The organism is Streptomyces sp. NPDC054956 (assembly GCF_053609185.1).
Genome location: NZ_JBSGXB010000015.1, coordinates 1 through 12,701, shown reverse-complemented (window position 1 = coordinate 12,701; position 12,701 = coordinate 1). Strand labels below are relative to the sequence as shown.

The window sequence follows — 12,701 nt, the reverse complement described above, 5'->3', positions numbered from 1 at the left end:
AGACCCGCGACAAGCAAGGAGCGCAGCACCTATGACGGCGGTGGACGTCCCCCAGCTGGTGGCCCAGGCCCGCGAAGGCAGGCCGAGGGCGGTGGCCAGGCTGATCTCCCTGGTCGAGGGGGCGTCCCCGCAGCTGCGCGAGGTGATGGCGGCGCTGGCGCCGCTCACGGGCAACGCGTACGTGGTGGGCCTCACCGGCTCACCGGGCGTGGGCAAGTCCACGACCACCTCGGCGCTGGTCTCCGCGTACCGGCAGGCCGGCAAGCGGGTCGGCGTGCTCGCCGTCGACCCGTCCTCGCCGTTCAGCGGGGGCGCGCTGCTCGGCGACCGGGTGCGGATGTCGGACCACGCCTCCGACCCGGGGGTGTACATCCGCTCGATGGCCACCCGCGGCCACCTGGGCGGTCTCGCCTGGGCCGCCCCGCAGGCGATCCGGGTGCTGGACGCCGCCGGCTGCGAGGTGATCCTGGTCGAGACGGTCGGGGTCGGGCAGTCGGAGGTGGAGATCGCCGCGCAGGCCGACACCTCGGTGGTGCTGCTCGCGCCCGGGATGGGCGACGGGATCCAGGCCGCGAAGGCGGGCATCCTGGAGATCGGCGACGTCTACGTGGTGAACAAGGCCGACCGGGACGGCGCGGACGCCACCGCCCGGGAGCTGAACCACATGCTGGGCCTCGGGGAATCCCGGGGCAAGCACGACTGGCGGCCGCCGATCGTCAAGACGGTCGCGGCCCGGGGCACCGGCATCGACGAGCTGGTCGAGGCGCTGGAGAAGCACCGGGCGTGGATGGACGAGCGCGGGGTGCTGGCCGAGCGCCGCACGGCCCGGGCGGCCCGCGAGGTCGAGACGATCGCGATCACCGCCCTGCGGGCCCGGCTGGCGGACCTGCACGGCGACTCCCACCTCGACGCCCTGGCCGCGCGGGTCGCGGCGGGCGAGCTGGACCCGTACGCGGCCTCGGACGCGCTGCTGGCGACTCTGCGGGAACCGGATGCGGAGCCCGCGGGCCGGTCATAGACTGGCGAACGCCCGGAATGCCCCGACGCAGGGAGGTTTCATGGCGAAGCGCGGCAACAAGAAGCGAGCCCGCAAGAAGAAGAAGGCCAATCACGGAAAGCGTCCCAACGCCTGACCGTGAGGACTGACCACACACGGAAGCCGCACCCCGTCCGCGAGGTGCGGCTTCCGTGCGTCGGGCCCCGGCCCTTGCCCTCCCTCAGCCGTTGTCGTCGTTCTCGTTCTCGTTCTCGTCGTTGTCGTTGTCGTTGTCCGATGGGGACACGGTGGCCTTGCCGGAGCTGGGGTCGACGTGGACGTTCTGGGTCTTGCCGCCGGCCTTGATCTCCACGTCCCAGTAGCGAGCCTTGTCGTCGTTGTCCCACTGGACCGACCAGACCTTGCCGGGATGGGCGGCGAGGGCGGCCTTCATGGCCTGCTGGGCCGTGACCTCCGCGGCGACGATGGCCGCGTTCTCCTTGCTGTCGTCGTCGTTCTCGTCGTCGTTCTCGACGAAGACCGTGCCGCTGGCGGCGTTGACGAGCAGCTCGGTGTCGACGCCGTCCTTGCCGACCACGTTCACGTGCCAGACCGGGCCGTCCTTGTCGAGGGACGCGATGACTCCGGGGTGGTGTTCGAGGGCCGCCTTGACGGCCCCCTCTGCGTCGACGTCGGCACGCAGTGGTGCGGAGGCGGCGTCGGACGAGGGCGTGTACGCGCCGGATGCGGCGGCGGCCGCCACCGGCCCCCCGACCAGCAGGACCGCGGCGGCCGCGGCCGACGAGACGTACAGGGTGCGCTTCATGGCTTGACCTCCTCGGGCCGGCCATGGCGCTTACGGTTGCTCGGCGGCGGCCGGCGAGCGAGCGTTACCGCCCATTCTCCGGCCTCCGGCCGAGGTCCGCCGCTCGGAGCAGCTCGAAGCAGCTCGGAGCCGCTCAGAGCTGCTCGGAGCTGTTCAGGGCCGCTCCGACCCCCGGGCTCAGGCCTTGCCGCGGCCCGCGCGCAGGTGCTCCGCGACCGGGCCGAGCGAGGCCCGCAGGGCCTGGAGGGCGTCCGGCGGGAGCAGGTCGATGAAGTGCCGGCGGACGGACGCCACGTGGTGCGGGGCGACCTTGCGCATGGTCTCCATGCCCTCGGGGGTGAGTACGGCGTAGAGCCCCCGGCGGTCGGACTCGCAGTTCACGCGGCGGACCAGGCCCGCGGCTTCCATGCGGGTGATCTGGTGGGAGAGCCGGCTCTTGGACTGCAGGGTGGACGTCGCGAGATCGCTCATCCGCATCCGGTGGTCCTCGGACTCCGAGAGGTTCACGAGGATCTCGTAGTCGTTGTTGGTGAGCCCGAAGGGCTGGAGATCCTTTTCCAGCTGGTGCATCAGCAGTCTGCTGACGTCCAGGTGGGTGCGCCAGGCGCACTGCTCGGCGTCGCTCAGCCAGCTCGTGGCCGTCTCGGTCTCGATGGTCTCCATGAAAGAACTCTACCTAAGAAGTTGAATTGCGTACAAAGCTGTGAGGTCGAGCGGTGGCGCCTACAGGCCGAAGCGGCGCTGGAGATCACCCAGCTGTCCCGGCATCCGAGGAACGCCCAGCTGCCCGAGCGGCCCCTGTCCCGCCCCGGGAACGCCCTGTGCGTTGCCCGTCGCCGCGCCGGCGCCCACGGCACCGACCGCCTGCTCCGCCATCAGCATCTCCGAGGACTGCAGCAGCACCGTGCCCGCCCCGACGAACTCGAACTGGTGCTCCTCGCCGGAGGAGCCCCCGATGCCGGTCAGCGAGCGCAGCCCCCCGATCACGCCCGACATGTACCCGTGGTCGTAGTGGTGGCAGGGGGACGGGCAGTCCGCCCATCCCACCAGCGCCTGCGGGTCCACGCGCAGCGGCGGTTCCATGAACACCACCGGACCGTTGGACGCCGCCACGAACTTCCCGGTTCCGATCAGCGTGAGGAACCCGGGCACGATCGACTGCTTCAGCGCCAGCGTGGGCTGGTAGGCGAGCAGGTTGCCCGACCGGATGGTCAGGTTGCCGTTGTCCAGGTCGTACGAGTTCACGTCGAAGGCCCGGTCGGCGAGCAGCATCTTGCCCTGCCCCTCGGCCACCACCCAGTCGCTCGCGTGCAGCGGCGAGTGGAAGCTGGTGCGCAGCAGCCGGTCGAAGCGGCCGTGGCCGATGCCGTTGAACTCGATGCGCCCGTAGTAGGCGATCATCTTGCCCTTCTGCAGGAACCACTGGCTGCCCTTGAGCTCCACGCAGAAGGTGTAGGCGTTGACGTTGTCGTCGGACGGCAGGGTGTACGGGTCGAAGACCGTCGGGCCGCCGGGCCCGCCCGTCACGGGGCCAAAGTTCACAGCTTCTCCTCCGAGGCCTGTACGTACACCGCGCCCTGTCCGGACAGCTCCAGCTGGAACGCCTCGCCCGAGCCGCGCCCGACCATGTCGCGCCAGCCCAGCGCCGTGGACAGCTTGTTGCGGACCTCGCCGTGGTGGGCGACGTACGCCTGCGGGTCCACGTGGACGGGCCGCTGCGGGGTGATCGGCAGCTCGATGACGCCGCCGTGGGCCATCACGGCCACCGAGCCGTGGCCCTTGAGGGTGGTGGTGAACAGGCCCTGGCCGGTCACCTGGCCGCGCACCATGCCCATGACCCCGCCCTGCGAGCCCATGAACATCGTGCCCTGCTGCAGGGTGCCGTCGAAGGCGAGCAGCCGGTCCGCCTCCACGTACAGGGTCTCGCCGGTCAGGCTGATCACCTGGATGTGGTGGCCGCCGTGGCCGAACATCACGGTGCCGCTGCCCTCGACCTCCATCAGCGGGGTCTGCTCGTTCGCCACGCGGCGCCCGATCATGCCCATCACCCCGCCCTGGCCGCCGGTGATGCTCGGGGTGAAGGAGACCTCGCCGCGGTACGCGAGCATCGCGCCGCGCTGGCTGTACATCTTCTGCCCCGGTACGACCTGGGCCTCGACCATCTTCGAGTTGATCTCGCGGAACGGCATCAGACGTCGCCCCCGATGGTGTTGCGCTCGCTGGGCTGCACGTACACCAGGCCCTCGCCCTCGAAGCGGATCTGGAAGGACTCGCCCGAGCCCTCGCCGATCAGGGTGCGGAAGTTCACGCCCGACTGGAAGGACTGCTGGAGGTTGCCGGTGTGCGCGATGTACGCCCCCGGGTCGACGGAGAGCGGGTACTGGGCGCTGACGCGCAGCACCACGGCCGGGCCGTCCGACATGATCGCCGCCTGCCCGTTGCCCTCGACGGTGGTGGTGAACAGGCCGTTGCCCGTCGTCGCACCGCGCAGGCCGGTGAAGGTGGTGCCGGTGCGCAGGCCGGCGTCGGTGCACAGGAGGTTGCTGGACTCGACGTACAGCTTCTCACCGCGCAGATTGACCAGATTGATCTCACTCGCCCGGTCGGCGAAGAAGCAGGTGCCGTGACCCTGCACTTCCATCACGGTCATCTGCTCCCCGGTCAGCCGCCGGGTCACCATGCCGCGGAGGCCTTCGCCGCCGCCGGTCATCTTTTTGAAGGCCATCTGGCCGTCGTACGCGACCATGGCGCCGTTTTTCGCTTTCACGGCGTCCCCGGTCAGGTCGACGGCGAGCACCTTGCTGCCTTGAAGTCTGAACTGAGCCACGGGAAGACGTTATCCGCAGCGGGCGGGAGCGAACAGGGCCCGTTGGCCGATACGCACCCCGATCCACCGGGACCGGGCCCCGCCACAAGATCGAACGGGGTGGATGGGACACTGGGACGGACCCCCGGCATCCACCCCGAAGGTTCCACGTGGACATCAAGACCGCTTCCGCCCTGCACCGGCTGCGCCTCATCTCCGTACCGGAGGCGCTCTCGTTCCCGGCGCTGCTGATCTTCGGCTCGGTGCTGAGCCGGATCTCGGACATCGACTACCTGATGATGCCGCTCGGCATCGTCCACGGGATCCTGTTCGTCATCTACGCGGTGTTCCTGCTGGACGTCTGGAACAAGGCGAAGTGGCCCCTGAAGAAGGTCGCCCTCTTCTTCCTGCTGGCCCTGGTGCCCTTCGGCGGCCTGTACGGCGACAAGCTGCTCAAGCGCGACGAGGCGGCGGGCGTGCTCGCGGCCCGTGCCCGCGAGGCGGCCCGCGCATGATGATCGCGTTCTCGGTGACCCCGCTGGGCGTCGGCGAGGAGGTCGGCGAGTACGTCGCCGACGCCGTCCGCGTCGTACGGGAATCCGGACTGCCGAACCGCACGGACGCCATGTTCACCACCATCGAAGGCGAATGGGACGAGGTGATGGACGTGGTGAAGCGCGCGGTGGAGGCCGTGGAGGCGCGCGCCCCCCGGGTCTCCTTCATCCTCAAGGCCGACATCCGGCCCGGCGTCACCGACGGCATCACCTCCAAGGTGGAGACCATCGAGCGGCACCTCGCCCAAAACTGACCCGCTCCCTCCTTCGCGACAGCGCCCCCGGCCCAGCGGCCGGGGGCGCTCTTCGTTTCCCGGCTCCGAGCGTGGTTCCTGGGTTTGAGCGACCACTCAAACTCTTGCGGGAAAAGCGTTGAGCGACTGCTCAAACTCCGCTAACTTTTGGTTTGAGCGATCGCTCAAACCGCGAGAAGGGGGCGTCGGCCTTGGGTCTGTACGTCGAGACGGTCATCCGCACCGAGATGGCCCGGCTCTGGGGCCGGAGCCAGGAACCCGACCAGCACCAGCGCTGGGACCTGCGGTTCACCTCCATCACCTACCTGCCGCGGGCCGCCGAGGACGAGCCGCAGCGCTTCCGCTACGCGACGCGCCTGCTGCCCTTCCTCTCCGTCGCCGGCACCGGGATCTCCGCCGGGGAGCGCCGGCGCGCCGACGGCACCCGGGTCTCCGCCCTGTGCTTCTCCTCGCACCACCCGCTCTCGCTTCTCGCCGAGGGCAGCGGCTACTGGCGCTACGTCCCCGACCCGGACGGCGGCCCCGGCATCCGCTTCCTGACCGGCTACGACTACAGGCCCCGCTGGGGCCGCTTCGGCGCCCTCGCCGACCGGCTGGTCTTCCGGCCGCTCATGGGCTGGGCCACCGCCTGGTCCTTCGACCGGCTGCGGCTGTGGTGCGAGCGCGGCACCACCCCGGAGCGCGCCCTCGTCCGGGCCCTCGCCGAGAGCGCCGTCCGGATCCTGGCCGCCGCGGCCGCACTCGCGTACGCGCCCCTCGTGGCCGCCCTCGCCGTCGGCCTCCTCGCCCTGCTGCTCCCGCCGCTCCCCGGCACCCCCGCCGCCCGCCGCTGCCTGCGCACCCCGCCCGGCCGGGTCCCCGCGGCCGCGCCCCGCCTCCTCGCCACCCTCAGTACCCCGGAGCCGTCATGACCTCGATCTTCCGGGCCCACATGGGCGCCGACTTCGACCGCCTGCACCCGCAGATCCAGCGCCGCTTCTCCGTCGGCCTCGACAACGGGGAGGCCTGCGTCGGGCGCGGCACGATGGACCGGATCTGGCACGGCGGCCTCTACGTCAAGCCGTTCCTGCGGCTCGGCGGGGTGCGCAACATCCTGGTCCCGCGCGAGGGCGTGGACGTGCCCTTCGTCATCGAGAACTTCCCCTACCTCGACTCCTTCGGGCGCGAGACCGTCACCTTCGTGCGGACCTTCCAGCTGCCCGGCGGGCCCCACCGGTTCGACGCCACGATGGTCCACGCCCCCGAGCGCGGCAGCATCCTCGACTACCTGGGCACCCACCAGCACCTCGCGAGCGACCTGCGGATGAGCGCCGAGTCCGACGGCTCCCTGCTCATCCGCTCCGGCGAGCACCGCTTCCGCGAGGGCCCCGTCGACGTCCGCGTTCCCGACCTGATCGGCGGCGACGCCGAGGTCCGTGAGTCCTTCGACGAGGCGAGCGGCCGCTTCCGGATCCGGGTGCGGGTGGTCAACCGCCGCTTCGGCCCGCTCTTCGGGTACGAGGGCTCCTTCGCCGCCGAGTACGTGGACGTCGACCGGCGCGGGGTCCGCCGCGACCTGCGCCCCGTGCGCGAGGAGGTCCGCGCGTGAGCGCCGCCAGCGAGGCCACCAAGCTCAAGCTGCTCGAAGGGGCCCTGCTCACCCTGGTCGAGCAGGGCATCGGCAAGACCTCGGCCCGCACCATCGCCACCACCGCCGGGGTCAACCAGGGCCTGATCTTCTACCACTTCGGCTCCGTCGAGGAGCTCCTCTCCGCGGCCTGCGTCTTCGGCGCCGAGCAGCGGGTGGCCCGCTACCGCGAGCGGTTCGCGGAGCTCGGCTCCCTCGCCGAGCTGCTCGCCTTCGCGCGGGAGATGCACGCCGAGGAGCGGGCGGCCGGCCATGTGGCCGTGCTGGGCCAGCTGCTCGCCGCGGGCCAGGCCCAGCCCGCCCTGGCGGCCGCCACCGCCGCCGGGATCGGGCTGTGGGTCGAGGAGCTGGAGTCGGTACTGACCCGGCTGCTGGCGGCCACCCCGCTCGGCTCCTTCGCCGACCCGGCCGGGCTGGCCCGGGCCGCGGCCGCCTCCTTCGTCGGCATCGAGCTCTACGAGGGCGTGGATCCGGCGGGGGCCGGCCGGGCCCTGGACGCCCTGGAACAGCTCGCGGGGCTGGCACAGGTCCTGGAGGGGCTGGGTCCGCTGAGCCAGCGGGCCGTACGCCACGGTCTGCGCCGGAGCACCCGTCCCGACCGCGGCGGCCGCTGAACCGCGCGTTTCCCGGGCGCCCCCGCCCCGTCGCGGGCGCGTGGGCACCCGTACGGCCCCGTGCCCGAGGTCACGAAAAGGAACCGCCCGCTCGGCCGAATCCAGTTCGACACGCCCTGGAACCTCCCCTTTCGTGGGGATATCACCTCGGTTTCGAGCACTGGAGGAACCGTGCGGCCGGAAGACTTCGACTACGAGAGACACAGCCGTCTCGCCGGCCCGTACGGGGAGCCGGACCCCACCGCCCCCTACCGGGTGGAGTACCGCTCCCTGTTGTCGCGCGAGGAGCTGCGCACCCGAATACGCGCCGTCGCCCTCATGACGCTCGCCCCCCTCGCCGCCGCCGGCCTGCTCCTCTACCTCGTCTGGCCCACCCACTGGACCGTCCGGGAAGGCGGCGAGCGCTGGCTCGTCCGCTTCGACGCCGTGATGCTCGGCTCCATCGCCCTGATCATGCTCTTCATGCTGGTCAACGTGGTCTCGATCGCCCACGCCACGATGGTCGCCCGGGACCCGGTCCCGGTCCCCGCCGAACCCGGCACCCGCGTCGCCTTCCTCACCACCTACGTGCCCGGCAAGGAGCCGCTCGCCATGGCGGCCGCCACCCTGCGCGGCGCGGTACGGGTCCGCCACGACGGGCCGCTCGACGTCTGGCTGCTCGACGAGGGCGACGACGCCGACGCCAAGGCGCTGTGCGCGGAACTGGGCGTACGCCACTTCACCCGCAAGGGCGTCGCCGAGTGGAACACCGCGAAGGGCGCCCACCGGGCCAGGACCAAGCACGGCAACTACAACTCCTGGCTGGCCCGGCACGGCGACGACTACGAGTTCTTCGCCTCCGTCGACACCGATCACGTACCGCTGCCGAACTACCTGGAGCGGATGCTCGGCTTCTTCCGCGACCCCGACACCGCCTTCGTCGTCGGCCCGCAGGTCTACGGCAACTACACCGCCTCCGTCACCAAGGCCGCCGAATCCCAGCAGTACCTCTTCCACGCCCTGATCCAGCGCGCGGGCAACCGCTACGGCGCCCCCATGTTCGTCGGCACCAACAACGCCGTGCGGATCGCGGCCCTCAAGCAGGTCGGCGGGCTCTTCGACTCCCTCACCGAGGACATGGCGACCGGCTTCGAACTGCACCGCCGCCGCAACCCCGCCACCGGGCGGTTCTGGCGCTCCGTCTACACCCCCGACGTACTCGCCGTGGGGGAGGGGCCCACCTCCTGGACCGATTTCTTCACGCAGCAGCTGCGCTGGTCCCGGGGGACGTACGAGACCCTCCTGCGGCAGTACTGGCGGGGCTGCTTCCGGATGCCTCCGGGCCGCTGGCTCAACTACACCCTGATGCTCGTCTACTACCCGATGACGGCCGTCAACTGGATGCTCGGAGTCCTCAGCTGCGTCCTGTTCCTGTGGTTCGGCGCCTCCGGCACCCAGGTCTCCTCCGAGGTCTGGCTGATGCTCTACACCGACGCCGCCGCCCTCCAGGTCGGCCTCTACCTGTGGAACCGCCGCCACAACGTCTCGCCCCACGAGCCCGCCGGATCCGGCGGGCTGGCCGGCATGGCCATGTCCGCGATCTGCGCGCCCGTCTACCTCAAGTCGCTCGGCTCCGCGGTGCTGCGCACCCGGGGCCGCTTCGTCGTCACGCCCAAGGGCGGCGACGCCAGCCCCGACGGGCCGGCGACCTTCCGGGTCCACCTCCTGTGGGCCGCCGTCCTCGCCGCCTCGCTCGCGGCCTCCGTGCGCTACGAGCACACGCACGTGGCCATGCGCGTCGGGGCGGTGCTCGCGCTGACCGTCACCCTCGCGCCGCCGGCCGTGTGGGCGACGACGGCCCTCCGGGCCCGCCGGGCGGGCGAGGAGCCGGCGTTGGCGACGACCAGGGGAGGGGAGTGAGCCGTGGCGTACCGCCCCTCGAAGCAGTTCAAGAAGACCGCCCTGGGCGGCGGCGCCGCCCTGCTGCTGCTCGCGCTCAACGCGCCCGCCGCGCTCTCCTTCGCCGAGGACAGGTTCCACTCGTACAAGATCGGGCAGTCCAGCTACCGCATCCAGTACGGCTCGTGGGGGCTGATCGGCCTGCCCGACGAGTACCGGATCAACGCCATGCACGCGGCGCTGCTGCACACCGGCAAGGTGCTGCTGATCGCCGGCTCCGGCAACGACCAGGAGAACTTCGACAAGGGCACCTTCTCCACCGTCCTGTGGGACCCGAAGGACGACACCTTCAAGAAGATCCCGACCCCCGTGGACTTCTTCTGCTCCGGGCACAGCCAACTGCCCGACGGCCAGCTGCTCGTGGCCGGCGGAACCGCGCGCTACGAGGTCCTCGACGGGAAGGTCACCCGCGCGGGCGGCGGGATGCGGGTCAAGAACGAGAGCCCCGACAAGGCGGTCAGGCTGCCGAAGGGGACCGTCTTCCGGTCGCCGACCGGAGTCGAATACGTGTCGAAGTTCGACGTCACCGTCCCCAGGGCCACCCGGAAGTTCGAGGTCGGCTACGGGCGCGGCGGGCAGATGATGCCGTGGAAGACCAAGGTGGTCGCCGCCGAGGCCCGGGTGTTCGTGGAGGCGGTCGAGGAGGGCGCCGCGGGGCTGACCACGCAGGCCGCCCAGTACGAGGTGGCCGGCCTCACCGGCGAGGACGCCCGCAACGTCTACGGGCTCGCGGAGCGGCTCAGCGCCGACAAGCAGGACTTCCAGGGCATCAAGGCCGCCTACGAGTTCGACCCCAAGGCGGAGAAGTACATCCCGGTCGACCCGATGAAGGACGCCCGCTGGTACCCGACCCTGGTGGGGCTCGGGGACGGTCGGGTGCTCGCGGTGTCCGGGCTCAACGACGTGGGCGACGTCGTCCCCGGCGACAACGAGTACTACGACCCGCGGACGAAGAAGTGGTCCAAGGGGCCCTTCCGCTACTTCCCGACCTACCCCGCCCTCTTCCTCACCCAGGGCGGCAAGCTGCTCTACACCGGTTCCAACGCGGGCTACGGCCCCAAGAACAAGGGGCGCGAGCCGGGGGTGTGGGACCTGCGGACGAACGTGTTCCGCAAGGTCGGCGGACTGGCCGACCCGGACCAGCTGGAGACCTCCTCGTCCGTACTGCTGGCCCCGGCCCAGGACCAGAAGGTGATGGTGCTCGGAGGCGGCGGGGTCGGTGAGTCCAGGCGGGCCACCGCCCGGACGGCGGTCGTGGACCTCAAGCAGGAGGTCCCGGTCTTCCGCTCGACCGCCCGGCTGCCGCAGGGGGTGCGCTACCTCAGCAGCGTCCTGCTGCCCGACGACTCCGTGTTCACCACCGGCGGCTCCGCCGACTACCGGGGCCGCGGCGCCAGCGACATCCACAAGGCGCAGTTCTACTACCCGCGCACCGACTCCTTCGTGGCCGCCGCCGACCCGACGGTGGGCCGCAACTACCACTCCGAGGCGCTGCTGCTGCCCGACGGGCGGGTGGCGACCTTCGGCTCCGACCCGCTCTTCGCGGACAAGGACAACACCAAGCTGGGCAAGTTCGAACACCGGCTGGAGGTGTACACCCCGCCCTACCTGTACCGGGACCCGGCGCTGCGGCCGGTGCTGGGCGAGGGGCCCGAGGAGGTCGTGCTCGGCGGGTCCGCCACCTTCGAGGCGCCGGGGGCGGAGCGGATCGAGCGGGCCCGGCTGATGCGGCCGAGCGCGGTCACGCACACCACGGACGTGGAACAGCGGTCGGTGGCGCTGGGGCTGCGCACAACGGCGGGCGCGGTGACGGTCACCGTCCCGGCGGACCCGACGCTGGTTCCGCCCGGCTGGTACATGCTCTTCGTGACGGACGCCGACGGGACCCCGTCGGTGGCGAAGTGGATCCGCGTACGGGAGGCACCGGCGCCCGTCGCGCGGGACTCCGGACAGGGGTGGATGGGCGCGTCGCAGGGCCGCCCGCCGGGTCGGCCGGGGTCGTAGCCGGCGGGTCAGTCCGTGGAGCGGCGGGCCAGGCCGAGGGCGTAGTCCGGCCACCACGTGCCGGCCGGCGGGCCGCCGCGGCAGGAGCCGTCGGATTCGCCGGGGCGCTTGATCCAGAGGTACGCGTCCACGAGCGGGTCGCCCGTCCGGTCGGTCGGCGGCGTGCCCAGGGCCCGGCCCGGCGGGTTGCACCAGGCCTGCTGGCGGCTGCCCCGCAGCGGGCCGTCGCCGTTGCGGCTGGTGTCGATGACGAAGTGCTTGCCCTTGGTGGCCTTGGAGATCGTGGCGCCGTACTCCCGGCCGGCCGCGCTGGGCTGGAAGTTGGAGACGTTGAGGGAGAAGCCGTCGGCGCGGTCGAGCCCGGCCTTGTAGAGGGGGTCGACCAGTTTCATCGGGTCCGGGATCCAGGCCGGGTTGCCCGCGTCCAGGTAGACCTTGGTGTTCTTGTTGCGCTTGAGGCGGTCGATGGCCTCGGAGAGCAGCCGCAGGCGCTCCTCGTGGTGCCCGGCCTGCGTGCAGCCGTCGACGAGGTGCGGGATCGCGTCCGGCTCCAGGATGACCAGGGCCTTCGTATCGGCGATGTTGTCGGCGAAGGCGCCGATCCAGCTGCGGTAGGCCGTGGCGTCCCGGGCGCCGCCCGCCGAGTGCTGGCCGCAGTCGCGGTACGGGATGTTGTACGCGGTGAGGACGAGGGTGCGGCCGGCCGCGCGGGCGCTCGCCCGGGCCCGGCGGATCTCGGGGCCGGGATCGCCCGCGGGCCCCCACAGGGCCATCGGCCGGTCGGCGATCCGGCGCAGCACCTGGGCGTCGCTGTTGCGGCCCTGCGCCTCCCAGGCGGCGACCTGCCGGGCGGCGTCGCTCTCCGGGTCCACCCAGAACGGGGACTCGTCGACGATGCCGACGGCCGCGGGGCGGTTGGGGGGTGCGGATTCCGGGTGCGCGGTGGGGGTGGGAGCGCAGGAGGTCGCGGCGAGCGCGAGGGTGAGGGCGGCGGCCGCAGTGGTGAGGGGGGTGCGGGCTCTGCTGGGGCCTGGCATCCGGCTTCCTCGGGACGAAGGGTGGGGCGGCGGACCGGGTCATCGTGACATGGGGGCAGGTGGGG

15 protein-coding genes are annotated in these 12,701 nt (G+C 71.7%); 9 read left to right on the top strand and 6 right to left on the bottom strand.

Features of this window, described 5'->3' with window-relative positions; all coding sequences use genetic code 11:
- The first annotated feature begins 31 nt into the window (after positions 1–31).
- Together meaB and ACWGDE_RS05090 are read left to right on the top strand one after the other, a co-directional pair.
- On the top strand, positions 32–1,018 hold the full coding sequence (meaB, locus tag ACWGDE_RS05095; protein ID WP_453387590.1) for a methylmalonyl Co-A mutase-associated GTPase MeaB: 987 nt from the start codon (positions 32–34) through the stop codon (positions 1,016–1,018).
- Positions 1,019–1,058: 40 nt separating this feature from the next.
- A complete protein-coding gene (locus tag ACWGDE_RS05090) occupies positions 1,059–1,133 on the top strand; it encodes a 50S ribosomal protein bL37 (protein WP_099895366.1) in 75 nt (24 codons plus the stop codon).
- 84 nt (positions 1,134–1,217) lie between these two features.
- Here the strand turns inward: ACWGDE_RS05090 and ACWGDE_RS05085 are convergent, their stop codons facing one another.
- From ACWGDE_RS05085 to ACWGDE_RS05065, 5 genes are all read right to left on the bottom strand, one after another.
- The gene (locus tag ACWGDE_RS05085; protein WP_453387589.1) at positions 1,218–1,802 is read right to left on the bottom strand and encodes a PepSY domain-containing protein; all 585 of its coding nucleotides are present in this window, start codon (positions 1,800–1,802) and stop codon (positions 1,218–1,220) included.
- A gap of 177 nt (positions 1,803–1,979) precedes the next feature.
- On the bottom strand, positions 1,980–2,456 hold the full coding sequence (locus tag ACWGDE_RS05080; RefSeq protein ID WP_453387618.1) for a MarR family winged helix-turn-helix transcriptional regulator: 477 nt from the start codon (positions 2,454–2,456) through the stop codon (positions 1,980–1,982).
- Positions 2,457–2,525: 69 nt separating this feature from the next.
- Entirely contained in the window at positions 2,526–3,329 is an 804-nt protein-coding gene (locus ACWGDE_RS05075; protein WP_453387617.1) for an AIM24 family protein, read from the bottom strand.
- 11 nt (positions 3,330–3,340) lie between these two features.
- Positions 3,341–3,991, bottom strand: a complete 651-nt coding sequence (locus ACWGDE_RS05070; RefSeq protein WP_453387588.1) for an AIM24 family protein — start codon at positions 3,989–3,991, stop codon at positions 3,341–3,343.
- Positions 3,991–4,629: an AIM24 family protein gene (locus ACWGDE_RS05065; RefSeq protein WP_453387587.1), complete on the bottom strand. Its 639-nt coding sequence runs from the start codon at positions 4,627–4,629 to the stop codon at positions 3,991–3,993. Before ACWGDE_RS05065 ends, ACWGDE_RS05070 begins: the two co-directional genes overlap by 1 nt.
- 149 nt (positions 4,630–4,778) lie before the next feature.
- Between ACWGDE_RS05065 and ACWGDE_RS05060 the strand changes: the two genes are divergently transcribed.
- The 7 genes from ACWGDE_RS05060 (at position 4,779) to ACWGDE_RS05030 (ending at position 11,599) form a co-directional block, all read left to right on the top strand.
- Positions 4,779–5,123 (top strand): DUF3817 domain-containing protein, encoded by a 345-nt coding sequence (locus ACWGDE_RS05060; RefSeq protein ID WP_453387586.1) that lies wholly within the window; start codon positions 4,779–4,781, stop codon positions 5,121–5,123.
- Positions 5,120–5,416 (top strand): MTH1187 family thiamine-binding protein, encoded by a 297-nt coding sequence (locus tag ACWGDE_RS05055; protein WP_453387585.1) that lies wholly within the window; start codon positions 5,120–5,122, stop codon positions 5,414–5,416. Before ACWGDE_RS05060 ends, ACWGDE_RS05055 begins: the two co-directional genes overlap by 4 nt.
- A 191-nt stretch (positions 5,417–5,607) precedes the next feature.
- On the top strand, positions 5,608–6,327 hold the full coding sequence (locus tag ACWGDE_RS05050) for a hypothetical protein (RefSeq protein ID WP_453387584.1): 720 nt from the start codon (positions 5,608–5,610) through the stop codon (positions 6,325–6,327).
- The gene (locus ACWGDE_RS05045) at positions 6,324–7,004 is read left to right on the top strand and encodes a DUF4166 domain-containing protein (protein WP_453387583.1); all 681 of its coding nucleotides are present in this window, start codon (positions 6,324–6,326) and stop codon (positions 7,002–7,004) included. The genes ACWGDE_RS05050 and ACWGDE_RS05045 overlap by 4 nt, the downstream gene beginning before the upstream one ends.
- Entirely contained in the window at positions 7,001–7,657 is a 657-nt protein-coding gene (locus ACWGDE_RS05040; RefSeq protein WP_453387582.1) for a TetR family transcriptional regulator, read from the top strand. Before ACWGDE_RS05045 ends, ACWGDE_RS05040 begins: the two co-directional genes overlap by 4 nt.
- A gap of 171 nt (positions 7,658–7,828) precedes the next feature.
- Complete coding sequence (locus tag ACWGDE_RS05035; RefSeq protein WP_453387581.1) at positions 7,829–9,556, top strand: glycosyltransferase family 2 protein; 1,728 nt, start codon at positions 7,829–7,831, stop codon at positions 9,554–9,556.
- A gap of 3 nt (positions 9,557–9,559) precedes the next feature.
- A complete protein-coding gene (locus ACWGDE_RS05030) occupies positions 9,560–11,599 on the top strand; it encodes a galactose oxidase-like domain-containing protein (RefSeq protein ID WP_453387580.1) in 2,040 nt (679 codons plus the stop codon).
- Positions 11,600–11,607: 8 nt separating this feature from the next.
- Here ACWGDE_RS05030 and ACWGDE_RS05025 read toward each other — a convergent pair whose 3' ends face one another.
- On the bottom strand, positions 11,608–12,636 hold the full coding sequence (locus tag ACWGDE_RS05025; protein ID WP_453387579.1) for a glycoside hydrolase family 6 protein: 1,029 nt from the start codon (positions 12,634–12,636) through the stop codon (positions 11,608–11,610).
- Between the last annotated feature and the right edge of the window lie 65 nt (positions 12,637–12,701).